Origin of the sequence: Actinomycetospora aeridis (assembly GCF_037400275.1) — a bacterium.
Taxonomy (GTDB): domain Bacteria; phylum Actinomycetota; class Actinomycetes; order Mycobacteriales; family Pseudonocardiaceae; genus Actinomycetospora; species Actinomycetospora aeridis.
In genome coordinates this window covers 82,587-105,850 of record NZ_JBBEGL010000006.1, presented here as the reverse complement: position 1 = coordinate 105,850, position 23,264 = coordinate 82,587, and the positions used below count along the sequence as shown (strand labels likewise).

20 protein-coding genes are annotated in these 23,264 nt (G+C 73.7%); 8 read left to right on the top strand and 12 right to left on the bottom strand.

The window, feature by feature from the left end:
• Nucleotides 1–5: 5 nt before the first annotated feature.
• The gene (locus tag WCD41_RS21665) at nt 6–3,098 is read left to right on the top strand and encodes a bifunctional [glutamine synthetase] adenylyltransferase/[glutamine synthetase]-adenylyl-L-tyrosine phosphorylase (protein WP_337716295.1); all 3,093 of its coding nucleotides are present in this window, start codon (nt 6–8) and stop codon (nt 3,096–3,098) included.
• Between the two features lie 172 nt (nt 3,099–3,270).
• Here WCD41_RS21665 and WCD41_RS21660 read toward each other — a convergent pair whose 3' ends face one another.
• A complete protein-coding gene (locus tag WCD41_RS21660) occupies nt 3,271–4,656 on the bottom strand; it encodes a S1 family peptidase (protein ID WP_337716293.1) in 1,386 nt (461 codons plus the stop codon).
• A gap of 200 nt (nt 4,657–4,856) precedes the next feature.
• Here WCD41_RS21660 and WCD41_RS21655 point away from each other — a divergent pair, with 200 nt between their 5' ends.
• Both WCD41_RS21655 and WCD41_RS21650 read left to right on the top strand, forming a co-directional pair.
• Nucleotides 4,857–5,201, top strand: a complete 345-nt coding sequence (locus tag WCD41_RS21655) for a hypothetical protein (protein ID WP_337716291.1) — start codon at nt 4,857–4,859, stop codon at nt 5,199–5,201.
• 25 nt (nt 5,202–5,226) lie between these two features.
• Nucleotides 5,227–5,424, top strand: coding sequence for a hypothetical protein (locus WCD41_RS21650; RefSeq protein ID WP_337716289.1), 198 nt, complete (start codon nt 5,227–5,229; stop codon nt 5,422–5,424).
• Between the two features lie 71 nt (nt 5,425–5,495).
• Here the strand turns inward: WCD41_RS21650 and glnA are convergent, their stop codons facing one another.
• Nucleotides 5,496–6,917, bottom strand: coding sequence for a type I glutamate--ammonia ligase (gene glnA, locus WCD41_RS21645; RefSeq protein WP_337716287.1), 1,422 nt, complete (start codon nt 6,915–6,917; stop codon nt 5,496–5,498).
• A gap of 230 nt (nt 6,918–7,147) precedes the next feature.
• Between glnA and WCD41_RS21640 the strand changes: the two genes are divergently transcribed.
• Nucleotides 7,148–7,654: an RDD family protein gene (locus WCD41_RS21640; protein ID WP_337716285.1), complete on the top strand. Its 507-nt coding sequence runs from the start codon at nt 7,148–7,150 to the stop codon at nt 7,652–7,654.
• Between the two features lie 6 nt (nt 7,655–7,660).
• Here the strand turns inward: WCD41_RS21640 and WCD41_RS21635 are convergent, their stop codons facing one another.
• On the bottom strand, nt 7,661–8,407 hold the full coding sequence (locus WCD41_RS21635) for a DUF4191 domain-containing protein (RefSeq protein ID WP_337716283.1): 747 nt from the start codon (nt 8,405–8,407) through the stop codon (nt 7,661–7,663).
• Between the two features lie 152 nt (nt 8,408–8,559).
• On the opposite strand from WCD41_RS21635, the gene WCD41_RS21630 reads away from it, so the two are divergent.
• Complete coding sequence (locus tag WCD41_RS21630; protein WP_337716282.1) at nt 8,560–9,225, top strand: hypothetical protein; 666 nt, start codon at nt 8,560–8,562, stop codon at nt 9,223–9,225.
• Nucleotides 9,226–9,241: 16 nt separating this feature from the next.
• Here WCD41_RS21630 and lipA read toward each other — a convergent pair whose 3' ends face one another.
• A complete protein-coding gene (gene lipA / locus WCD41_RS21625; RefSeq protein ID WP_337716280.1) occupies nt 9,242–10,264 on the bottom strand; it encodes a lipoyl synthase in 1,023 nt (340 codons plus the stop codon).
• A gap of 92 nt (nt 10,265–10,356) precedes the next feature.
• On the opposite strand from lipA, the gene WCD41_RS21620 reads away from it, so the two are divergent.
• Complete coding sequence (locus WCD41_RS21620; RefSeq protein ID WP_337716277.1) at nt 10,357–11,289, top strand: LLM class F420-dependent oxidoreductase; 933 nt, start codon at nt 10,357–10,359, stop codon at nt 11,287–11,289.
• An 85-nt stretch (nt 11,290–11,374) separates the two neighbouring features.
• Here the strand turns inward: WCD41_RS21620 and WCD41_RS21615 are convergent, their stop codons facing one another.
• Together WCD41_RS21615 and WCD41_RS21610 are read right to left on the bottom strand one after the other, a co-directional pair.
• Entirely contained in the window at nt 11,375–12,367 is a 993-nt protein-coding gene (locus tag WCD41_RS21615) for an LLM class flavin-dependent oxidoreductase (protein WP_337716275.1), read from the bottom strand.
• A gap of 99 nt (nt 12,368–12,466) precedes the next feature.
• Nucleotides 12,467–13,123, bottom strand: a complete 657-nt coding sequence (locus WCD41_RS21610; protein ID WP_337716273.1) for a cysteine hydrolase family protein — start codon at nt 13,121–13,123, stop codon at nt 12,467–12,469.
• A 102-nt stretch (nt 13,124–13,225) separates the two neighbouring features.
• Here WCD41_RS21610 and WCD41_RS21605 point away from each other — a divergent pair, with 102 nt between their 5' ends.
• Nucleotides 13,226–13,873: a TetR/AcrR family transcriptional regulator gene (locus WCD41_RS21605; protein ID WP_337716270.1), complete on the top strand. Its 648-nt coding sequence runs from the start codon at nt 13,226–13,228 to the stop codon at nt 13,871–13,873.
• A gap of 100 nt (nt 13,874–13,973) precedes the next feature.
• Here the strand turns inward: WCD41_RS21605 and lipB are convergent, their stop codons facing one another.
• From lipB to WCD41_RS21575, 6 genes are all read right to left on the bottom strand, one after another.
• Complete coding sequence (lipB, locus tag WCD41_RS21600) at nt 13,974–14,726, bottom strand: lipoyl(octanoyl) transferase LipB (protein WP_337716268.1); 753 nt, start codon at nt 14,724–14,726, stop codon at nt 13,974–13,976.
• Nucleotides 14,723–15,991 carry an NAD(P)/FAD-dependent oxidoreductase gene (locus WCD41_RS21595; RefSeq protein ID WP_337716266.1) on the bottom strand — a complete coding sequence of 423 codons (1,269 nt, stop codon included), beginning with the start codon at nt 15,989–15,991 and terminating at the stop codon, nt 14,723–14,725. The genes lipB and WCD41_RS21595 overlap by 4 nt, the downstream gene beginning before the upstream one ends.
• Nucleotides 15,988–16,881 (bottom strand): TIGR01777 family oxidoreductase, encoded by an 894-nt coding sequence (locus WCD41_RS21590; RefSeq protein ID WP_337716264.1) that lies wholly within the window; start codon nt 16,879–16,881, stop codon nt 15,988–15,990. Before WCD41_RS21590 ends, WCD41_RS21595 begins: the two co-directional genes overlap by 4 nt.
• 201 nt (nt 16,882–17,082) lie before the next feature.
• Nucleotides 17,083–19,008: a 2-oxoglutarate dehydrogenase, E2 component, dihydrolipoamide succinyltransferase gene (sucB, locus tag WCD41_RS21585; RefSeq protein WP_337716262.1), complete on the bottom strand. Its 1,926-nt coding sequence runs from the start codon at nt 19,006–19,008 to the stop codon at nt 17,083–17,085.
• Between the two features lie 33 nt (nt 19,009–19,041).
• Entirely contained in the window at nt 19,042–20,418 is a 1,377-nt protein-coding gene (lpdA, locus tag WCD41_RS21580) for a dihydrolipoyl dehydrogenase (RefSeq protein ID WP_337716260.1), read from the bottom strand.
• 129 nt (nt 20,419–20,547) lie between these two features.
• On the bottom strand, nt 20,548–22,065 hold the full coding sequence (locus WCD41_RS21575; RefSeq protein ID WP_337716257.1) for a leucyl aminopeptidase: 1,518 nt from the start codon (nt 22,063–22,065) through the stop codon (nt 20,548–20,550).
• A gap of 73 nt (nt 22,066–22,138) precedes the next feature.
• On the opposite strand from WCD41_RS21575, the gene gcvT reads away from it, so the two are divergent.
• Nucleotides 22,139–23,260, top strand: coding sequence for a glycine cleavage system aminomethyltransferase GcvT (gcvT, locus tag WCD41_RS21570; RefSeq protein WP_337716255.1), 1,122 nt, complete (start codon nt 22,139–22,141; stop codon nt 23,258–23,260).
• Nucleotides 23,261–23,264 lie beyond the last annotated feature (4 nt).

The following is a 23,264-nucleotide window of genomic DNA, read 5'->3' as shown; positions in this document are numbered from 1 at the left end:
GAACCATGACCGAGCCCGCCATGGCGACCCCCCGCCGCGACCGCACGGGACGTGCACCGGCCCGGCTCGGCCTCACCGACCCGGACGCGGGCCACCGGCTCGCGGCGCTGGGCTGGTGGGACGGTGACGCCCCCGTCGAGGGCAACGAGCTCGTCGTCTGGGCCCTGGCCCGCAGCCCCGACCCGGACCTCGCGCTGCTCGCCGTCGAGCGCGTGCGCGAGGCCCTGGGGGAGCAGGAGTGGTCGGCCCTGGCCGAGGCGCTGCGCACCGACCAGGGCCTGCGCGGGCGGCTGCTCGGCGTCCTCGGCGGCTCGACGGCGCTGGGCGACCACCTCGTCGCCCACCCGGACCGGTGGCGCTCGCTGCGCACCGAGAGCACCCCGGGGCGCACGTACGACGCCTCCCTGCTCCCGGACCTCGACGACCGGACGCGCACGCTGCTCGACGCGGTGGGCGCCGAGCGCGCCGGCGACGGGCCGCCGCGGGCGAACGTGCTCGAGCCCGAGGGGATCGGGGCGCTGCGCCTGGCCTACCGCGACGAGGTGCTGGCGCTGGCCGCGGCCGACCTGCAGTCGGTGTGCGAGCCGGACCTGCCCGTCGTGCCGGTGGAGGTCGTCGCCGCCCAGCTCGCCGACCTCGCTGCGGCCGGGCTGCGGGCCTCGCTCGCGGTGGCCGACGCGACCATCGCCGACGCGCTCGGGAGCCGGGACGACCGCCGGCCCGACGACCCGCTGCCGTGCCGGCTCGCCGTGATCGGCATGGGCAAGTGCGGCGGGCGCGAGCTCAACTACGTCAGCGACATCGACGTCATCTTCGTCGCCGAGGGCCCGACGGACGTCGCCACCCGGCTCGCCTCGACGATGATGCGCGTCGCCACCGAGGCGTTCCTCGAGGTCGACGCCAACCTGCGTCCCGAGGGGCGGCAGGGCGCCCTGGTTCGGACGCTCGAGGGGCACGTCAGCTACTACGAGCGCTGGGCGAAGACCTGGGAGTTCCAGGCGCTGCTCAAGGCCCGGCCCGTGGCGGGTGACGACGCCCTGGCGCGCGAGTACTGCGAGGCGCTCGCCCCCATGGTGTGGAGCGCCGCCGACCGTGACGACTTCGTCCCCGACGTCCGCGCGATGCGCCGCCGGGTCGTCGACCACATCCGCGCCGAGCACGCCGACCGCGAGCTCAAGCTCGGCCGCGGCGGGCTGCGCGACGTCGAGTTCGCCGTGCAGCTGCTGCAGATGGTGCACGGGCGCGGTGACGAGACGATCCGCAGCCAGAACACGCTCGAGGCGCTGGCCGCGCTCGCCGACGGCGGCTACGTCGGGCGTGACGACGCCGCCAACCTCGCGGCGTCGTACCGCTTCCTGCGCCTGCTCGAGCACCGCGTGCAGCTGCAGAAGATGCGCCGTACCCACCTCTTCCCGCCCGACGACGACACCACCGGCCTGCGCTGGCTCGCCCGCGCGGCCAAGCTCCGCCCCGACGGCACCCGGGACGCGGTCGGCGTGCTGCAGCACGAGCGCTCGCGGCACACGGTGCGCGTGCGGCGCCTGCACGAGAAGCTCTTCTACCGCCCGCTGCTCGAGTCGGTGGCCCGCGTGCCGGGCGAGGACCTCGTGCTCACCTCCGAGTCGGCGATGCGCCGGCTCAAGGCGCTGGGCTGGACCTCGCCGCAGGGCGCGCTCGGGCACCTGCAGGCGCTCACCAGCGGGGTCAGCCGCGCGAGCCGCATCCAGCGCGCGCTGCTGCCGGTGCTGCTCGACGAGCTCGGCCACTCCGCCGACCCCGACCACGGCCTGCTCGCCTACCGCAAGGTGTCCGAGGCGCTCGCCGACACCCCGTGGTTCCTCGGCTACCTGCGCGACGAGGGCGTCGCCGCCGAGCGGCTGATGCGCGTGCTGGGCACCTCGCGCTGGGTCGCCGAGATGATGCCGCGCACGCCCGAGGTGCTGCGGCTGCTCGCCGGCGACGGGCCGAACGCCGACCTCGTCGCCCGCCGGCCCGAGGACGTCGCCGCCTCCCTGCGCCGCGCCGTCGCCCGCCACACCGACCCCGACTCGGCCGGCCAGGTGGGCCGCTCCATGCGCCGCATCGAGCTGGTGCGCGTGGCGTGCGCCGACCTGCTCGGCCTGCTCGACGTGACCGCCGTCTGCGAGGCGCTCTCGAGCATCTGGGTGAGCGTGCTCCAGGCCGCCCTCGACGCCGCGGAGCGCGGTCACGCCGGCGACGGCCCGGCCCCGGCGCGGATCGCCGTCATCGGGATGGGACGGCTCGGCGGCGCCGAGCTGGGCTACTCGTCGGACGCGGACGTGCTGTTCGTGTGCGAGCCGGCCGAGGGCGTCGACGACGCCGAGGCCGTGCGCTACGCCAAGGCCGTCGCCGAGGCGACCGTGTCGGCCCTCGGCGCCCCGAGCCCGGACCCGCCGCTCGAGGTCGACACCAAGCTGCGCCCCGAGGGCAAGAGCGGCCCGCTCGTGCGCACCCTCGACTCCTACCGCCAGTACTACGCGAAGCTCGCCGACACCTGGGAGTTCCAGGCGCTGCTGCGCGCCCGCCCCGTCGCCGGCGACGACGACCTCGGCGCCGCGTTCGTCGAGGTGATCGACCCGTACCGGTACCCCGCCGACGGCCTGCCCGACCAGAAGGCCCGCGAGATCCGCCGGATCAAGGCGCGTGTCGACAACGAGCGCATGCCCCGGCGCGCCGACAAGGCCCTGCACACCAAGCTCGGCACCGGCGGGCTCTCCGACGTCGAGTGGACCGTGCAGCTGCTGCAGCTCCAGCACGCCGGCGCCGTGGCGGCGCTGCGGACGCCCTCGACGCTCGGGGCGCTCGGTGCGGCCGCCGAGGCGGGGCTGATCGCGCCGGGCGACGCCGACGAGCTCGCCGCCGGCTGGACGATGGCCACCCACGCCCGGGGCGCCGCCACCCTCGTCCGGGGTCGCCCCACCGACGAGGTCCCGCGCTCGGGGCGCGACCTCGCCGCCGTCGCCTCGGCCCTGGGCCACGACCCGGACGACGACCCGGGGGAGTTCCTCGACGAGTACCGCCGCGTCACCCGGCGCGCCCGCGGGGTCGTCGACCGGATCTTCTACCTCGTGGACTGAGGCAGCGTGCTCTGGTGCAGCGACGCGCCCCTTTCGCAGCGAACGGGCGGTTCGCTGCTTCTACGCGCGCGAAGTCCCCGTTGATCACTCGCTACCACGCCCGCACGGGAGATCAGCAGGCCGAAAAGCACCCCGAGGAGCGTCCTCGGGGTGCTTGTCGACCTGGTGATCTTCAGCAGACGGTGTCGGTCCGCGACGGCGGCTCCTCGTGCGCCGGGGTCCGCGGGGCCGGGGGACCGAACGGCGACACGACCGGGGGCTGCGGGGCCTGGGGATAGGTGCCCTGCGGGGGCGGGCCGTAGGGCCATGTCGCCGGCGGGAGCGGGCCGGTGGGCGGACCCATCGGGTACTGCGGCCCGATCGGGTACTGGGGACCCACCGGATCCGCTGCCCGGCGACGGCGTCGGACGACGATCACGGTGACGGTCGTGGCCACGAGGAGCAGCAGGACCGCCCCGCCGGCGACGCCCCACACCATCGCCGGCCGCTCGCTCGCGTCGCCGTCGGCGAGGTAGGCGGCCTCGGCGAGCTGCAGCTGCTCCTGGGCCCGGCCGTGGTCGGGCCGGAGGCGCAGGGTCTCGCGGAAGGCGGCGACGGCGTCGGCGTTCTCCCCGCTCACACGGTGGTCGAGGCCGGCGCGGTAGGCGAGGTCGACCGGGCCGGGCCCGGTCCGCACGCCGTGGCGGTCGAGCATCGTGCTCAGCGTCGAGGTGGGGGCGACGAAGTTGAACGAGCCGGACTCGTCGAGCCCCATGCTGTTCAGCCCGATCACCCGGCCACGGCCGTCGACGGCCGGCCCTCCGCTCATCCCTGGAGCCATCGCGGCGCTGACCTCCACGAACGGGATACCGCCGCGTGCCTGGACGGAGCTCACCGTGCCGTCCTTCCAGCTCGGCTCGCGGCTCGGGTCGAGGGCCCGGTCCCGGTCGGCGGGGTAGCCGACGGTGGTGACCGGGGTGCCGGGCGTCAGGTCGCCGGCCGGGGCGAGGGTGACGGCGGGCAGGTCGGTGGCGTCGACGTCGAGCAGCGCCACGTCGCCCCGGCGGTTCGGCTCGGCGTCGACGATCCGCGCGGGCATCCGCGTCCCGGCGCCGGAGGAGCTGTCGGCGCGCACGGCGGTCACCGTGCGGTCGATCGGGCTGCCGGGGGTGCGCCCCTCGAACTCGTAGCGGATGAGGATGAACGCGTAGAGCCGGTCGCGCGGGCCGACGCCGCGGGCCTCGAGGCGCTCGGCGAGGTCGCGGGCCATGGCGTTGCGGATGTCGTCGGGGTGCACGCAGTGACCGGCGGTCGCGATGTGGCCGTCGTTCGACACCACGACGCCCGAGCAGGAGCCGGTGACCGACACGGTCCCGATCTCGCGACCGGAGCCCCGTTCGCGGACGACTGCCTCGCTGCGGGTCTCGAGGTAGGTGACGGCGGGCAATACCTCGGCGACGACGCGCTCGCGGGGGTACGCCGGTTCCGCGGGGGTCGTGGCGAGGGCCGGGGCTGCGGTGAGGAGGAGGGCAGAGCCGGCGACGACGCCGGCGAGCACGGAGGACCACGGTCGAGTCATGGGGGCTCGCTTCTCTCGTGTGTCGGCCGCGGGTCTGACCTGCGGTGACACCGAAACTACGAAGCGCAGCCGTGTCCGGTATGCGTAGAGCTACCCGGTCCGGGCAGGGGTTTCCCCGGGCGCGTGAGGTGCACCGCGTTCGGGGACACGCACGGCCGTGTGGGTGGCGTGTCGAGGCTCCATCACCGACCATCGAACACGTGTTCGATGAACGGGGTCCGGCGCAGCGCCGCAACGACCGCTCCGGCGCGCTGCAGCGCGACGAGGTCAAGCGGGTCTGGGTCGACCTCGCGATCGCCTACCCGCGCCCGCAGGAGCGGCCCGTCCGCCCGATGCCCGAGGGCGTCGACCTCCAGAGCCGCGTCCCCGGCGAGCTGCTGGCCTGGCGGCGCACGACGACGGGGGAGTGGGTGGGCTGGGTGTGCCTGCCCGTGCGGCGGGGCGAGGAGATCCGCTACGTCTACCAGTACGTCGTGGCGGCCGCCCTGTCCCCGCGCGACGACGTGCCGGACAAGAGATCACACGACGGGCCACCCAGGCGGTGACGGGTTCCGTGCCAGCATGGCGGGCATGTTCTCGGCTCTCGGTCTCACCACGATGCGCGGCTGTGTGATCGGCTGGGTGATCAGCGCCGTGCTCCTGGTCGCCGGCCTCCTCTTCACGTTCACGCCGAACCCGGTGCCCGGGATCGTGCTCTTCGCCCTCGGGGTCGTCGGCATCGTGCTCGTCACCCTCGCGGTGCTGCGGGTGCGCAAGCAGACGGGCTGAGCGCACGGCCGGAACAGCACGACGGCCCGGCCACCCGCGAGGGGTGACCGGGCCGTGTGCTGCTCAGGGGCTCAGCAGTTGTAGTACAGCTCGAACTCGTACGGGTGCGGACGCAGTCGCAGGCCCGTGACGTCGTCGCGCTTGAGCTCGATCCACTTCTCGATGAGGTCCGAGGTGAACACGCCGCCCTCGAGCAGGTAGTCGTGGTCGGCCTCGAGGTTGTTGATCGCCGCGTCGAGGCTGGCCGGGACCTGCGCGATCTCGGCGGCCTCCTCCGGGGGCAGCTCGTAGAGGTCCTTGTCGACCGGCGTCGGCGGCTCGATCTTGTTCCGGATGCCGTCGAGGCCGGCCATCATCATGGCCGCGAAGGACAGGTACGGGTTGCCCGACGAGTCGGGGCAGCGGAACTCGAGGCGCTTGGCCTTCGGGTTGTCGCCGGTGATCGGGATGCGGACGCACGCCGAGCGGTTGCGGTTCGAGTAGACCAGGTTGATCGGGGCCTCGAACCCGGGCACCAGGCGGTGGTACGAGTTCGCGGTGGCGTTGGTGAACGCGACCAGGCTCGGGGCGTGGTGCAGGATGCCGCCGATGTAGTGGCGGCCCAGGTCCGACAGGCCCGCGTAGCCGTTGGCGTCGTAGAACAGGGGCTCGCCGCCCTTGAACAGCGACTGGTGGCAGTGCATGCCCGAGCCGTTGTCGCCGGCGAGCGGCTTCGGCATGAAGGTGACGGTCTTGCCCGCCTGCCACGCCGTGTTCTTGACGATGTACTTGAACAGCTGCAGGTCGTCCGCGGCGTGCAGCAGCGTGTTGAACTTGTAGTTGATCTCGGCCTGGCCGCCGGTGCCGACCTCGTGGTGCAGCTTCTCGAGCTCGAAGCCGGAGTTGATGAGGTTGGTGCCGATGGCGGCGCGCAGGTCGGAGCTCTGGTCGGTCGGCTCGACGGGGAAGTACCCGCCCTTCATGCTGACCTTGTAGCCCTTGTTGCCGCCGACCTCGTCGCGGCCGGTGTTCCAGTGGCCCTCGATCGAGTCGACCTCGTAGGAGGTGCCGTTCGCCTTCGACTCGTAGCGGACCGAGTCGAAGATGTAGAACTCGGCCTCGGGGCCGAAGAAGCACGTGTCGGCGACGTCGACGGTCGAGAGGAACTTCTCGGCCTTGCGGGCGACGTTGCGCGGGTCGCGGCTGTAGGCCTCGAGGGTCAGCGGGTCGTGCACGAAGAAGTTGACGTTCAGCGTCTTCTGCGCCCGGAACGGGTCGATCCGCGACGTCGCCACGTCGGGCAGCAGCGTCATGTCCGACTCGTTGATGCTCTGGAAGCCGGTGATCGACGAGCCGTCGAAGGCGAGGCCGGTGGTGAACACGTCCTCGCTGAACTCCGACGCCGGCACGGTGAAGTGCTGCATCTGCCCCGGCAGGTCGCAGAAACGGACGTCGACGTACTTCACCCCCTCGTCGGAGATGTACTTGAAGACCTCGTCCTGGTTGTTGAACACCCTCGGTGGCTCCTTCACACGCTTGCCGGGGACGACGGGGGTCGGTGTCGTCAGCGGGTCGCACGGTACCCACTGATCGGGTGGGTCGACCGTGACCGATCCTGGTGATCCTGACGCTAGGTCGACGCTGTTGCTCGGCCGTCACCGGCATGTTTCACAGCAGTTAACGAGCGCTGGGTGGTCGTGCGGCGACTCACTGCCCCCGCGCTCGGCCGCCGTAGCCTGTCACGGTGGCGTGGTTTCGGGAATGGCTCGAGGGCTCGAGCGGTGAGGGGCGGGCGGCGGTCACGCCGCAGGCGCCCGAGACGCAGCGCACACCGCCACCGGAGATCACCGAGGAGGGCTACCCCGGCGAGCGCTTCGGGCTGCCCGAGGACGGGCCCGGCTCGGTCGCGACGCTCGGTCGGCGCGGTGCCCAGTTCCTGCTCGACGCGGTGCTCGCGGGCGTGCTGGCCGGGCTGTTCACCTACCCGGCGCTCCCGCAGAACTGGAGCCTGCTGACCTGGGCGATCCTCATGATCGTGCCGGTGGCGGTGGTCGGCGCGACGCCCGCCATGGTCCTGCTGGGCCTGCGCATCGTGCGGCTCGACCGTCCCGAGCGCCCGGGTGTCGGCCTGCTCTGGACGGTGGTGCGCACGGCGTCGCTGTTCTTCGTGATCCCGGCGCTCATCGTCGACCGCGACTCGCGCGGCATCCAGGACCGCGTGAGCCGGACGGTGGTGGTGAAGGTCCGCTGACTCGCCCTAGCGGCGGCGGGCCGTGCGCTGCATGCCCTTGAGCTGCTGGGCGTTGCGCGGCATCGGGCCCTTGGGTACGGCGGGCCCGCTCCGGTTGGCGAGCGCGGCGAGGCGCTTCTCGACGGTGTCCATCTGGGACTTGTCGATGTTGCGCGGCAGCTTCGTCATGTGGCGCTGCAGCTTGGCCAGGGGCACCTGGCCCTCCTCCTCGCCGACGGAGACCTCGTAGATCGGCACCTGGCCGATGATGCGCGAGACGCGCTTCTTCTCCTGGCTGACCAGGCTCTTGGTGCGGTGCGGCGCGCCCTCGGCGACGAGCACGACGCCCGGCCGGCCGATCACGCGGTGGACGGCGTCGAGCTGGGTGGTGCCCGCGACGGCCTGGGTGACGCGCCACTGGCCGCGCATGTTGTCGAGCGCCCAGCCGGCCGCGCCGGGCTGGCCGGTGGCCTTGGAGTAGACGTTCTTCTGCACCCGACGCCCGAAGATGATCACTGCGAGGAGGACGCCGAGCAGGATGCCGGTCGGCAGAAGGAACCACTGCTGGCCGATCAGCAGGCCGATGCCGAACAGCACGAGCGCGGTGACCACGACCGCGCCGATCATCAACGGGAGCAGCAGCTTGTCCTCGCGGCGCTGCATCTGGAACGCCTGCCAGATCTGGCTGAAGCGCTCGCGGCGCGCCACCTTCGCGGCCTGCTTGGCGGCCTTCTTCTCTTCCTTGCTCGCCGCGCCGGAGCCCTGCTTCGCCATGGCCGACATTCTGCCCTACGGGCACGTCACGGTTCGCCTCTGGCGGGCGCCCCGACGTCGGCCCACCGACGTACGGGGCGCCGAAGGTCTCGGGGGAGATGTCGGGGTCGTCCCGGATGTCCGGTGCGGGCCCGGTGACGACGCTCACGGTCATGTCGAACGTCGAAGCACCCCCGGCCCCGGCGAGCACGGGACGGTGGATCCCCGCGGGTCTGGTGCTCGCCGTCGTCGCGACGATCGTGCCGACCGCCGTGCACGGCAACCCGCCCATCGAGTCGGCCGAGCTGACCCTGCGATGGATCGCCGAGCGCCCGAGCTGGCGCCCGGTGCACCTGCTCGCCGTCGCCGCGATCGTGCTCTGGGCCGCCTGCCTCAACGCGCTCGCACGCGGGGCCGGACCCCGCCCGGCCGGTGACGTCGGACGGGTCGCGGCGCTGACCATGACGGTCGCGACCGCGGTGTTCGCGGTCTACTTCGGCCTGCACGCCTGGCTGGCCGTCCCGGCCGCGGAGCTCGTCGCCGGCGCGGTGCCGGCCGCTCTCGTCGTCGAGCGGACGGCCGCCGCCATGATCGTGCTCGGCGCGGTCGCGTTCACCGCGCAGGCGCTGCTCGGCGCGGCGATCGCGCTGCACGGACTGACCCTGGCCCTCGACCGTCGCTTCCCGCGATGGCTCGGCCCGGTGGGACTCGCGGCCGGGCTCGGCTGGCTGACCGGCGCGGTGATCGTCGACTTCGCGGTCATCGTGCCGTTCACCGCGGCGGCGTGGCTGTGGTCCCTCGTGCTCGCCGGGGTGTGCTGGTCCCGCCGTCGGAGCTAGCCGGAGCCAGCCGGATCTAGCCGGCCTCGGAGTGCCGCGCGCGGGCCAGCACCTCGCCGACCTCCTGGCGGGCGGGGCCCTCCTCGGCGAGCTCGGCCATGCCCGCGGGCAGCTCCTCGCCGCGGGCCAGCTTGGCCTGCGCGTAGAGACGCCCCGCCCGGTAGGACGAGCGCACGAGCGGGCCGGCCATCACGCCGGGGAACCCCATGGCGAGCGCGGCGTCGCGGTGCTCGACGAACTCCTCGGGCTTGACCCAGCGCTCCACGGGGTGGTGGCGCACGCTCGGGCGCAGGTACTGGGTGAGCGTGAGCAGCTCGCACCCGGCGTCGACGAGGTCGCGCATCGCGGCGGTGACCTCCTCGGGGGTCTCGCCCATGCCGAGGATGAGGTTCGACTTGGTCACCAGCCCGGCGGCGCGCGCCTGGCGGATGACGTCGAGGGAGCGCTCGTAGCGGAACCCCGGCCGGATGCGGCGGAAGATGCGCGGGACGGTCTCGAGGTTGTGCGCGAGCACCTCGGGCGCCGCGTCGAAGACCGGCCTGAGCTGGTCGGGACGACCGTCGAAGTCGGGGATGAGCAGCTCGACGCCGGTGCCCGGGTTGAGCTCGTGCACCTGCCGCACGGTCTCGGCGTAGAGCCAGGAGCCGCCGTCGTCGAGGTCGTCGCGGGCGACGCCGGTGATCGTGGAGTACCGCAGACCCATCTGGCGGACCGACTCGGCGACCTTGCGCGGCTCGAGGGTGTCGAGCGGGGAGGGCTTGCCGGTGTCGATCTGGCAGAAGTCGCACCGGCGGGTGCACTGCTCGCCGCCGATGAGGAAGGTGGCCTCGCGGTCCTCCCAGCACTCGAAGATGTTGGGGCAGCCGGCCTCCTCGCACACCGTGGCGAGGCCCGAGCCCTTCACCAGGCCCTTGAGCTCGGTGAAGTTCGGTCCGGTGGCCACGCGCGTGCGGATCCACTCCGGCTTGCGCTCGATGGGCGTCTGGGCGTTGCGGACCTCGAGCCGCAACATCTTCCGTCCTTCGGGGGCGACCGTCACGAGCGCGAGCCTACGCCGCTCGGTGTACGCCGTCCGCCGGACGAGACCCGGGGGGACGGTTCGGGACGTGACGAGATGACTACCCTGATCGTGTGGACCTCCGGATCTTCACCGAGCCGCAGCAGGGCGCGTCGTACGATGACCTGCTCCGCGTGGCGCGGGCGTCCGAGGACGCCGGGTTCGACGCCTTCTTCCGCTCCGACCACTACCTGGCCATGGGCGAGGCGAACGGCCTGCCGGGGCCGACCGACGCGTGGGTGACCCTCGCCGCACTGGCCCGCGAGACCCGCACCATCCGGCTCGGCACGCTCATGAGCGCGGCCACCTTCCGGCTCCCCGGTCCGCTCGGCGTCACCGTGGCGCAGGTCGACCAGATGTCGGGCGGGCGCGTCGAGCTCGGGATCGGCACCGGGTGGTACGAGGCCGAGCACCGCGCCTACGGCATCCCGTTCCCGCCGCTGCCCGAGCGGTTCTCGATCCTCACCGAGCAGCTGGAGATCCTCACGGGGTCGTGGCGGACGCCGGTGGGCGTGAAGTTCACCCACCACGGCGAGCACTACACGTTCGACGACAGCCCGGGCCTGCCCAAGCCGGCGCAGACCCCCCACCCGCCGATCATCGTCGGCGGCAACGGGCCCCGCCGCACGCCCCGGCTCGCCGCGGCCTTCGCCGACGAGTTCAACATGCCCTTCGCGGGCCTCGACGACGTCGTCGCCGGACAGGAGCGCGTCGAGGCCGCCTGCCGCGAGCTGGGCCGCGACCCGGCGACGCTGGCCCGCTCGAGCGCCCAGGTGCTGTGCGCCGGGCGCGACGACGCCGAGGTCGCCCGCCGTGCCGCCGCCATCGGCCGCGACCCGGGCGAGCTGCGCGCCAGCGGCATCGCGGGCACCCCGGCCGAGCTCGTCGACAAGATCGGCACCTTCACCGAGCGGGCGGGTCTGGGCCGGCTCTACCTGCAGGTGCTGGACCTCTCGGATCTCGACCACCTCGACCTCGTCGCGTCCGAGGTCGTCCCGCAGCTCTAGCGTCGCCGTGTCAGCATCGAGGGGAGCACGCCGAGAGGGGCTCCGCAGACGTTGAGTGTCCGTATCTCCACTCCCACGCGCCGGCTCAGCGCGAGGTCGCGGCGTCGTGGAAGCGTTCGAGCTCGCGGCGGGTGTCGGGCCCGCACGGCTGGAAGACGATCTCGGTGACGCCCTGCTCGGCGAGCTGGTCCAGCCGGTCCCGGACCTCGCCGCCCGTCCCGCTGAGCGTCGCGTCCCGCAGCATCGCGTGCCCCCCGGCGTCCCAGGCGGCGCGGTCGGCGTCGTTGAGCTCCACGCAGTGCCCGACGTGGACGGCGAGGTGCCGGCGGCCCTCGGGGGCCTTCTCGACGGTGTCCATCCAGGCGTCGCCGCCGACCAGCTCGCGGACCGCGTCGGGCCCGCCGAACTCGTAGGCGCCGTGGTACGCCAGCGCCCAGCCGGGCCCCGCGGCGACCTTCGCGTGCTCGGAGTCCTGGGCCTCGTCCTCGTCGAGCACCGTGCCCCACGCCAGGTACGGCACCCAGGAGTACGCCGTCATGAACTCCGGCTGCGCGAGGGTGACGTACAGCCCGTCGCCGAGCTCGCGCGCCACGGCGTCACCCTTGGGGCCGAGCGCACCGACCAGCACGGGGACGTCGACGGGCCGGGCGGGCGCGTGCCCGTCGGGGTGCAGCATCTGCATCTGCGCGCCCTCCCACTCGACGACCTCGCCGCGCAGCAGGGCGCGGTAGGTGCGGATGTAGGCATCCATGAACGACCACGGGATCGCGCGGTAGCCCATCGCGCGCCGCCCGGTGAACCCGGTGCCGAACGCGACGGCGACACGTCCCGGCGCGAGCGCGGCGAGGGTCGCGGTGGCGGCGGCGTTGGTCATCGGATGGCGCAGCGTGGGGACGAGCACGCCCGGCCCGAGCCCGATCCGCTCGGTGCGCTCGGCCGCGAGCGCGAGGGTCATCCAGACGTCGGGGCTCTGCTGCGGCGTGTCGTAGACCCAGGCCCGGGCGTAGCCGAGCTCCTCGGCGAGGGCGATGTCGTCGGGCGAGCTCAGCGCGGTCGGGAAGGCGACGGATACGTCCACGGCGATCTCCTCGCGACGACGGTGTGATCGCGATCACCGTCGCGTCGCCGTGTCGGGCGTGTCAAGGCGCCGCCGGGGGAGGGCTGGCTCGGGGGGCGGCTACCGGGCGGCGAGTGCCCTGGCGTCGTCGCTCACGGTCCGGATGACCTCGTCGGTGGAGACGATGCGTGCGAAGACCATGCTCAGGCTCGCGCAGGTCGCGCGGTGCAGCGTGGCGGCGTCGACCCCGGCCATGTCCTGGGTGCCGGTGGCGTCGTCGGCGAAGAGGACGTGGAAGTCGCGGACGGCGGCCTCCCGGGCCGTGGTCTCGCAGCAGATCGAGGTGGCGATCCCCGTGACGATCACCGTGTCGATACCGCGATGGCGCAGCACCAGTTCGAGCTCGGTGGCGTGAAAGGCGCCGTAGCGGGGCTTGTCGAGCACGATGTCGCGCTCGTCGACGTCGAGGTCCGGGTGCAGTTCGGCGCTCTCGGCACCGGCGGTGTAGAGCGCGACGATGAAGGGCGGCACGAGCCGGTCCATGACCGCCCCGACGTCGGTCCGGTCCGGACGCATCCAGCTGCGGGTGTGCACGACGAGAGCTCCCGCCGCGCGACAGGCGCCGACGAGCTCGTTGATCCGACGGAGCACGTCCGGTCCGTCGGGGGCGGCCAGTGGAGTGTTCTCCACGAAGCATCGCTGCACGTCCACGTTGACGACGGCCGTGCGCGTGGGGTCGATCACGAGCTCGCTCCGGGGCGGGACGAGGTCGGACATGGGTGCCTCCCTGAGGATTCGTGCTGCCCGGCGGGGCCGTCGATCAGCGGCCGCGTCACCCCGTGCAGCGATACTGTCTCAATACAGTGCTACTGTATTGAGATGGCACCGCCGGTCAAGGGGCAGCGCCCACCGCGTACCCGGAGAGAGCAGCAAGCCGCCGAGACCCGCGACCGGATCGTGGGGGCCGCGACCGAGCTGTTCGGCGACCCGGGGTACGCCGCCACCACGATCACCGCGATCGCCGACCGGGCCGATGTCGCGGTCGAGACGGTCTACTCCCGCTTCCGGAACAAGGCGGGTGTCCTGAACGCGGTGTTGGAACCCGCGGTGGTCGGCAACGACCAGGGGCTCGACATCCTCGAGCTGCCCGCGATCGCGGTGATCCGCGACTGCGCCGACCATCGGGAGCAGGTCCGGCTGCTCGCGGAGTTCTCCAGGACCTTGCTCGAACGCACCGCTCCGGTCCAGCACATCCTCGCACTCGCGGCCGCCGTCGACCCCGGCGCGGCGGAGCTGCAACGCCGGGATCGCGCCCGGCGGCGCGAGGTCCAGGCGGTGTACATCGACATGCTGCTCGCCCGGGGCCCGATCCGCGCCGGCCTGACCGCCGAGCAGGCCGGGGCGACCTACTCGGCAATGGCGAACCCGAGCACGTTCGCGCTGCTGACCGTCGAGCACGGCTGGAGCGCGGACGACTTCCAGGCGTGGCTCACCGACAGCCTGACCCGGCTCCTGCTCGACCCCTGACCCGGCGTCCGTGGTGCGGGACCAGGTCGCGCCGGCCGGCGACGCGTGATCAGGGTGGAGCTACGGACACTCAACGTCTGCGGAGCCACTCCGCTGACACTCAGCGAGCGGCGCCCACACGCACGGTCAGGCCGCCGACGGTGACGTCCTGCGCCTCGGCGCCCGCGGGCACCGGCAGCGACCGGTCGGTGATCTCCAGCGTGCCGTCGAGCGCCGCCAGCACGGCCTCGCGGACGTCGTCGCGGACCTCGTCGACACCCACGTGGCGCCCGAGCTCGGCGGTCAGGCTCGTGACGCCCGCGTCGCGGATGCCGCACGGCACGATCGCCCCGAACGCGGCGAGGTCCGGGTCGGCGTTGAGCGCGAACCCGTGCAGCGTCACCCCGCGGGCCACGCGCACGCCGATCGCGGCGATCTTGCGCGCGGGGCCCCGGTCGTCGGCGGGCAGCCAGACGCCACTGCGACCGTCGATGCGCCCGACCGTCAGGCCGTAGCCGTCGCAGACGGCGATCAGCGCCTGCTCGAGACGCCGCACGTGCTCGACGACGTCGACGGGCTCGGCGAGCCGGATGATCGGGTAGCCGACGAGCTGGCCCGGGCCGTGCCAGGTGATCTTCCCGCCGCGGTCGACGTCGATCACCGGCGTACCGTCGAGCGGCTTCTCCTCGGGCAGCGTCCGGCGTCCCGCGGTGTAGACCGACGGGTGCTCGAGCAGCAGCAGGACGTCCCCGCCGGTGCCGGCCACGCGGGCGTCGGCGAACGTGCGCTGGCGATCCCACGCCTCGAGGTAGTCCACGGTGCCGAGCTCGTGGACCTCGACGGGCTCGCCGGCGGCGCGACTGGAGCGACTCACGCCCGCGACGCTACCCCGCTCGCGAGGTGGCGCAGGGCCTCCTGTGCCGTCCGCCGCCCGCTGACCAGCGCACCCTGGGTCGAGGGGGTGTCCCGGTGGTCGCCGGCGACGAAGAGGCCGTCACCCACGTCCACCGGCCGGCGCAGCCCCGCCGGCGTGGGCGGCACCGCCGCGGGCAGGGCGTGGGGGATGCGCACGGTCGCGAGCTCGTCCCACGCCCCGACCGGCGTGCCCCAGATCCGCGCCAGCTCGCCCCGCAGCTCCGGCTCGGGCAGAGGCTCGACGCCGAGGACGGTGCTCGCGACGAGGTGGCGGTGGTCGGGGGAGTAGGACGGTGCGGCCGCGGTGAGCACGACGGTGTTGACGACCGGCCCTCCGGCCCCGTCGAGGTGCAGCAGCGCCTGGCGCGTCGGCGGCTCGGTCACGACGTGGTACCGGGTGGTCAGCGCGAACGAGCGCGGCGGCGGGACGCGCCCGGCGAGCAGCGCCGACGCCGACGGGCCCTCGGTCGCGACGATCACCGCTCCGGCGCGGACGGCGCCCCGCGGGGTCCGCACCACGCCCGGGGTGACCTGCTCGGCGGGTGTGTCGAGGTGCACGGTCCCGGCCGGCAGGCGGGCCGCGAGCTGCGCGGGCACCGCACCGATGCCGCGCGAGGGCAGCGTCAGGTCGCCGAGCGCGAAGCTGCGCCAGAACAACGAGAACACCCGCGACGAGGTCTCCAGGTCGCGGTCGCCGAGCACCCCGGCGAGGAAGGGCCGCAGGAAGGTGTCGGTCGGTGTGCCGCCGAGGCCCCAGCGCGCCAGCTCGTCGGCGGTGGAGCGCTCCGCGGCCTGGGCCTGGCGCGATGGCGGCACCAGCAGCGACCGCAGTGTCACCGCCCCGATCCGGGCCTTGTCGCCGGGCCCGAGCAGGGCGTCGAGCGCGGTACGCGGCGCCCAGGTCGGGACGCGGCGCGGGTCGGCGAGGCGGTGCAGGCGCCCGTCGGCGTCGCGGACCGCCGCGCCCGGCACGAAACGGCGCAGGTCGAGGGCGTCGAGATCGACGGCGGCCCGCAGCGCCGGGTAGGACGTGTTGAGGATCTGGAACCCGCGGTCGACGAGGAAGCCGTCGACGACGTCGGTGCGCACCCGGCCGCCGACCCCGTCGCCCGCCTCGCAGACGACCACCGAGCGCCCCGCCCGCGCGACCGTCTGCGCCGCCCGCAGCCCCGCGAGCCCGGCGCCGACCACGACGACGTCGACGGCGTCGGGCAGGCCGGTCATGAGCCGTCGAGGACGGCCGACAGCGCCTCGGTGAGCGTGCCGTGGCGGAACGTGAAGCCCTCGCGCTCGAGCACCGCGGGCATCACCCGCTGGCTGACCAGCACGCCCTCGTCGGCGAACTCCCCGAGCACCGTGCGCATCGCGATCCCCGGCACGACCCACGGGGCGGGGCGGTGCATCTGCGCGGACAGGACGCGGGTGAACTCGTCGTTGCTCACCGGGTCCGGCCCGGTCGCGTTCATCGGGCCGACCACGGTGTCGTGCTCGAGCGCGAACACGATCGCGCCGACCTCGTCGTCCAGGGAGATCCACGGCCAGAACTGCGACCCGGACCCCAGCCGCCCGCCGAGCCCGAACTGGAACAGCGGCTTGATCCGCCCCATCAGCCCGCCCGAGGGCGAGAGCACGAGCCCGGTGCGCACCAGCACGACCCGGGCGCCGGCCTCGGACGCCGGGGCGGTGGCCGCCTCCCAGTCGCGACACAGGTCGGCGAGGAACCCCTGGCCGCGGCGCGAGGTCTCGTCGACGGCCATCGCGCCGGTGTCGCCGTACCAGCCGACCGCCGACCCGCTGATCATCGTCGGGATCCCGTGCTCGGCGACGGCCCGGGCGAGCACGTCGGTGGGGATCATGCGGCTGTCGCGCAGCTCCTGCTTGCGCGCCCCGGTCCAGCGCTTGTCGCCGATGCCCGCGCCGCACAGGTTGACCACGGCGTCGGCACCCTCCAGGGCGCCCGGCGCGACGTGACCGGCCGCGGGGTCCCAGCCCCGCTCGTCGGGCGCCTGCGGGGTCCGCCGCACCAGGCGGACGACGTCGTGGCCGCCTTCCCGCAGGCGGGGGACCAGGGCGGAGCCGATGAGCCCGGAGGACCCGGCGATGACGACGCGCATGGGGTGATCGTCGCGGAGTGTCCGGCCCGCCGCGACCCGGGGCCGTCGGTCCGTGGTGAGCGAAGGGCACCTTCGCTCGGATAGACGGGCGAGGGGCGCCGACCGCCGGAACCTCGCCGATCACTCCGGAACGATCGAAGGGCACCTTCGCTCGGATGGATCGAGCGAAGGTGCCCTTCGGTCAGAACGGGGCGGTGCGCGCTACAGCCCCAGCTCGCCCTCGAAGGCGCCGCCCTCGAGGCGCTCCTTCACCGTGGTGAGGAAGCGGGCCGCGTCGGCGCCGTCGACGATCCGGTGGTCGTACGACAGGCACAGGTACGCCGTCGACCGGACCGCGATGACGTCGCCGCCCGAGTCGTCCTGCAGCACGACCGGCTTCTTGACGACGGCGCCCGTGCCCAGGATGCCGACCTGGGGCTGGTTGATGATCGGCGTGTCGATCAGCGCGCCGCGCGAGCCGGTGTTGGTGATCGTGAACGTGCCGCCCGAGAGCTCGTCCGGCGTGATCTTGTTCGTGCGCGTCCGCTCGGCCACGTCGGAGATCTTGCGGGCGAGGCCGGCCAGGTTGAGGTCCCCGGCGTCGTGGATCACCGGCACGATCAGGCCGGCCGGCGAGTCCACCGCGATGCCCAGGTGCTCGGCGCCGTGGTAGGTGACCTCGCTCTTCTCGGTGTCGATCGAGGCGTTCACCGCGGGGTGGGCCTTCAGGGCCTCGACCGTGGCCAGCGCCATGAACGGCAGGAACGAGAGCTTGACGCCCTCACGCTTCTGGAACTCGCCCTTGACGCGGTCGCGCAGGCGGGCGATGCGCGTGACGTCGGCCTCCACGACGGTCGTGAGCTGGGCGGAGACCTGCAGCGACTCCACCATGCGCTTCGCGATCGTCTGCCGGCGCCGCGACATCTTCTGCGTCGTGCCACGCAGCCCGGAGGTGTCCGGCGCGGGCGCCCCCGACGAGCCGCGCGCACCGGAGGCCGACGGCTTCTGCACCTCGCCGCCGTGCACCGTCCCGCCGCCCGAGCCGCCCGAGGGGGTGGCCGCGGCCGCCGGTGCCGCCGCCTGCTCCTGCTCGTCGGCGGCCTTGACGACGTCCTGCTTGCGGATGCGTCCACCGACGCCCGTGCCGGTCAGCGACGACAGGTCGACGCCGCGCTCGGCCGCGAGCTTGCGGACGAGCGGCGTCACGTACGGCGCGCCCGTCTGCTGCTCGCCGGCCGGGGCGGAGGTCCCGTTCGACGGGGTGCTCTCCCGCGGCTGGAGCGCGCCCGCGTTGGCGGGGCCGCTCGCCGTGGTCGGCTGCTCGGTCTCGTGGGAGACGTAGTCGTCGGCACCCGAGGCGGCCACCGGCTCAGAGGGCTGGGCCGGCTGGCTCGGCTGGGACGGCTGCGACGGTGCCGGCTGCGACGGCTCGGGCTGGCTCGGCTGGCTCGGCTGTGCCGGCTCGGCGGGCGCGGACGGGGCCGCCGAGGCACCTCCGGACGCCTGGGACGCGTCGCCGATGACGGCGAGCGCACCCCCGACCTCGACGGTGTCGTCCTCGCCGGCCTTGAGCTCGAGGACCGTGCCGGCCACCGGCGACGGGATCTCGGTGTCGACCTTGTCGGTGGACACCTCGAGCAGGGGCTCGTCGACGTCGACGGAGTCGCCGACCTGCTTGAGCCAGCGCGTCACCGTGCCCTCGGTGACCGACTCGCCGAGCGCGGGCATCTCGACGGTGGTGCCGCCGGAGGAACCCCCGGAGGACGCCGCGGCCGGGGCGGGCTCCGCCGGCTGGGAAGGAGCGGGCTCCGGCTCGGACTGCTGCGGCTCCGGTGCGGACTGTTGCGGCTCGGGTGCGGACTGCTGCGGCTCCGGCGCGGCCTGCGCGGCGCCGCCACCGGTCGCCTCGCCCTCCTCGCCGATCACGGCCAGCTCGCCGCCGACCTCGACGGTGTCGTCCTCGCCGGCCTTGAGCTCGAGGACCGTGCCGGCGACCGGCGACGGGATCTCGGTGTCGACCTTGTCGGTGGACACCTCGAGCAGGGGCTCGTCGACGTCGACGTGGTCACCCTGCTGCTTGAGCCACCGGGTGATGGTGCCCTCGGTGACGCTCTCCCCGAGAGCAGGCATCTGGACGGAGTGGGCCATCGTGCTCGAACTCCTCGCTCGGTCTTCTCGGGGTCAGCTGTGGCTGTGGAGCGGCTTGCCGGCGAGCGCGAGGTGCGCCTCCCCGAGGGCCTCGTTCTGCGTGGGGTGCGCGTGGATCAGGTTGGCGACGTCGTCGGGCAGCGCCTCCCAGTTGTAGATCAGCTGCGCCTCGCCGACCTGCTCGCCCATCCGCGTGCCGATCATGTGGACGCCCACCACCGGGGCGTCCGCGGCCGTGCCGCCCTTGACGAGCTTGATCGCCCCGGCGGTCTTGAGGATCTGCGACTTGCCGTTGCCGGCGAGGTCGTAGACCTGCGTGGCCACGTCGCCGTAGAGCTCCTTGGCCTGCGCCTCGGTGAGCCCCACCGACGCGACCTCGGGCTCGCAGTAGGTGACCCGCGGGATGCCCTTCTCGTCGATCACCGGCGGGTTCAGCCCGGCGATCTCCTCGGCGACGAAGATGCCCTGCTGGAAGCCGCGGTGGGCCAGCTGCAGGCCGGGCACGATGTCGCCGACGGCGTAGATGTTGCCGACGCCGGTGTGCAGCCGGTCGTTGGTGGGGACGAAGCCGCGGTCGAGGGTGACGCCGTTCTCCTCGTAGCCGAGGTCGGCGGTGTTCGGGCCGCGGCCGACGGCCACGAGCAGCAGGTCGGCCTCGATCTGCTCGCCGGTCTCCAGCGAGATCGTCACCGAGTCGGAGGTCTGCGAGACGCCCGTGAACTTCGTGCCGGTCTTGAACGCGATCTTGCGCTTGCGGAACTGGCGCTCGAGCTGCTTGGAGAGGAACTCGTCCTCGTTGGGCACCAGGTTCGGCAGCGCCTCGACGATGGTCACCTCGGCGCCGAAGCTCTTCCACACGCTGGCGAACTCGACGCCGATGACGCCGCCGCCGAGCACGACGACCCGCTCGGGCACGAAGTCGAGGTTGATGGCCTCGGTGGACGTGAGCACCCGCCCGCCCAGCTCGAGGCCGGGCAGCGTCTTCGAGTACGAGCCGGAGGCCAGCACGATGTTGCGGCCCTGGTAGCGCTGCCCGTCGACCTCGACGGTGTCCTGCCCGACGAGCTTGCCCGCGCCCTCGATGAGCGTGACCTTGTTGGCCTTCACCAGGCCCTGCAGGCCCTTGTAGAGGCGGGCGACGACGTTGTCCTTGTAGGAGTTGACGCCGCTCATGTCGATGCCCGACAGCGAGCTCTTCACGCCGAACTGCTCGCCCTCGCGCGCCGAGTCGGCCACCTCGGCGGCGTGCAGCAGGGCCTTGGTCGGGATGCAGCCGCGGTGCAGACAGGTGCCGCCGACCTTGTCCTTCTCCACCAGCGCGACCGACAGGCCGAGCTCGGCGGCCCGGAACGCGCAGGCGTAGCCGCCCGAACCCGCTCCCAGGATGATGACGTCGTACGTGTCGCTCACTGCTGCTACTCCCGCGTCGGCGTGTGGCGTGCGGCGGCCCCGGCCGGGGCTGGTGACCCCGGGGAGGCGATGTCGGGGCTCATCCTTCCACTTCGTCCCGACCCACGTCGGGGCCGATCAGCCGTGCTGTCAGCCACGACGGGCGATGTCGTCGAGCACCGCCGCGATGGTCCGGACGGGGACGCCGGTGCCGCCCTTGGGCGTGTAGCCGTGCGGGCCGCCGGTGTTGAACGCGGGGCCCGCGATGTCGAGGTGCACCCACGGCACGCCGTCGGCCACGAACTCGCGCAGGAAGATCCCGCCGACGAGCATCCCGCCGAAGCGGTGGTTGGTGACGTTGGCGAGGTCGGCGACGCGCGAGTCGAGGTCGGAGCGGAGCTCCTCGGGCAGCGGCATGGCCCAGCCGCCGTCGCCCGCGGCCACGGCGTGGGCGGCGACGCGGTCGCGGAACTCGTCGGTGCCCATGACGCCGGGGGTACGCGCGCCGAGGGCGACGAGCTGGGCGCCGGTCAGCGTGGAGGTCTCGAGCAGGTAGTCGGGGGAGTCCTCGCAGGCGCGCGCGATGGCGTCGCCGAGCACGAGCCGGCCCTCGGCGTCGGTGTTGAGGACCTCGACGGTGGTGCCGCCGTACATCGTCAGCACGTCGCCGGGGCGGTACGCGGTGCCCGAGGGCATGTTCTCGGCCATCGGCACGGTGGCGACGACCTCGACGTCCAGACCGAGGTCGGCGGCCAGACACACGGCGGCGACGACGCCGGCGGCCCCGGACATGTCCGAGGTCATGTGGTCCATGTTCGCGGCCGGCTTGATCGAGATGCCGCCGGTGTCGAACGTGATGCCCTTGCCGACGAGGGCGACCTTCTTGCTCGCGTTCTCGGGCCGGTGGGTCAGGCGGACCAGCCGCGGCGGCCGCGAGGACCCGCCGCCGACGCCGAGGACGCCGCCGAAGCCGCCCTCGGCGAGCCGGCTCTCGTCGAGGATCTCGACGGTGAGGCCCGCGGCCTCGGCGAGGGCCTTCGCCCGCTGCGCGAAGGCGTCGGGGTAGAGGTCGTTGGGCGGGGTGTTGACGAGGTCGCGGGCGTGGCGCACCGCCCGGGCGATCGTCGCCGCGCGGGTGGCCGTGGCCTCGTCCCCGTCGCCGACGAGCCCGAGGCGGGCCAGCTCGGTGGGCTCCTTCTCGGGCGTCTTCTTGTAGTCGGTGAAGGCGTAGTCGCCGAGCAGCGTGCCCTCGACGGTCGCGGCGAGGTCGAGCGTCGAGAGCGTGGTGACGACGTGCGCGGCGTGCCCGTGCAGGGCGCGCGCGGCGGCGCCGGCGGCGCGGCGGACCTGCTCGGCGACGTCGGGCGCCTCGCCGGCCGACCCGGTGGGGCTCTCCGCGCCCAGCCCCACGGCGAGCACCAGCGGCGCCCCGATCGCCCCGCGCGTCGGCACCCGGGTGACCTCCTCGGCCTTCCCGCTGCCGCCGAGGAGGGCCACGAGGCCGGGCAGCTCGCCCGCCAGGTCGCCGAGGACGGCCGAGTCGCCGGCCACGACGGGGTCCGCGCCCCCCTCACCGGGACGGACGCCGACGACGAGCGCGTCGACGTCGGTGAGGGTGTCGGCGCCCGGCGTGGCGCCGAGGAGCTCGAGGGCGGGGGTGCTGCTCACGGCGGGTCTTCTCCCCAGGTCGGCGGTGTCGATCACATGCTAGGACCGGAGCGGCTCGGTTACCGTGCCGCGGGTGTCCGACACCGTGACCGACCCGAGACGTAGCCCGCTGCACGACCGTCACGTCGCCCTCGGGGCCTCGTTCGCGCCCTTCGGCGGCTGGGAGATGCCCGTCCAGTACAGCCGTGACGGTCGTGGGGGCACGGTGGCCGAGCACACCGCCACCCGGGAGGCCGTCGGTCTCTTCGACGTCAGCCACCTGGGCAAGGTCCGCATCAGCGGCCCGGGCGCGGCGGCCTTCGTCGACGCGTGCCTGACCAACGACCTCGCGCGGATCGGCCCGGGGCAGGCGCAGTACACGCTGTGCTGCGCCGCCGACGGCGGGGTGATCGACGACCTCATCCTCTACCTGGTCGGCCCCGACGAGGTCTTCGCCGTCCCCAACGCCGCCAACTCGGCGGGGGTGGGACGCCAGCTCGCGGACGTCGCGCCGGACGGGGTCACGGTCGCCGACGAGCACGACGCCCACGTCGTGCTGGCGGTCCAGGGGCCGTCGTCGCCGGCGGTGCTCGACGCGCTCGGCCTGCCCGCCGTCGAGGACTACATGGCGTTCGTCGACGCCGAGTGGTCCGGACGCCCGGTGCGGGTCTGCCGCACGGGCTACACCGGCGAGCGCGGTTACGAGCTGATCGCCCCCGCCGACGGCGCCGGTGAGCTGTGGGACGCCCTGGCCGCCGCGGTCGGCGAGCGGGGCGGCCTGCCTGCCGGCCTCGGCGCCCGGGACACGTTGCGCACCGAGGCGGGGCTGCCGCTGCACGGTCAGGACCTCGGCCCGGACATCACGCCGCTGCAGGCGCGCTGCGGGTTCGCGGTGGGCTGGAAGAAGGACGCCTTCTGGGGTCGCGAGGCCCTGGCCGCCGAGCGCGCGGCCGGACCCCGCCGTCGCTCGTGGGGCCTGAAGGCCACCGGACGCGGGGTGCCGCGCGGGCACATGGCCGTGCGCCGGGGCGATGAGCAGGTCGGCGAGACCACGTCGGGCACGTTCTCGCCGACCCTGAAGACCGGCATCGCGCTCGCGCTGCTCGACACCGCGGCCGGGCTCGACGAGGGCGACGTCGTGGCCATCGACGTACGCGGCCGGGCGCTCGAGTGCGAGATCGTCAAACCACCTTTCGTGGCCTCGCACGTGCGGTGAGGAT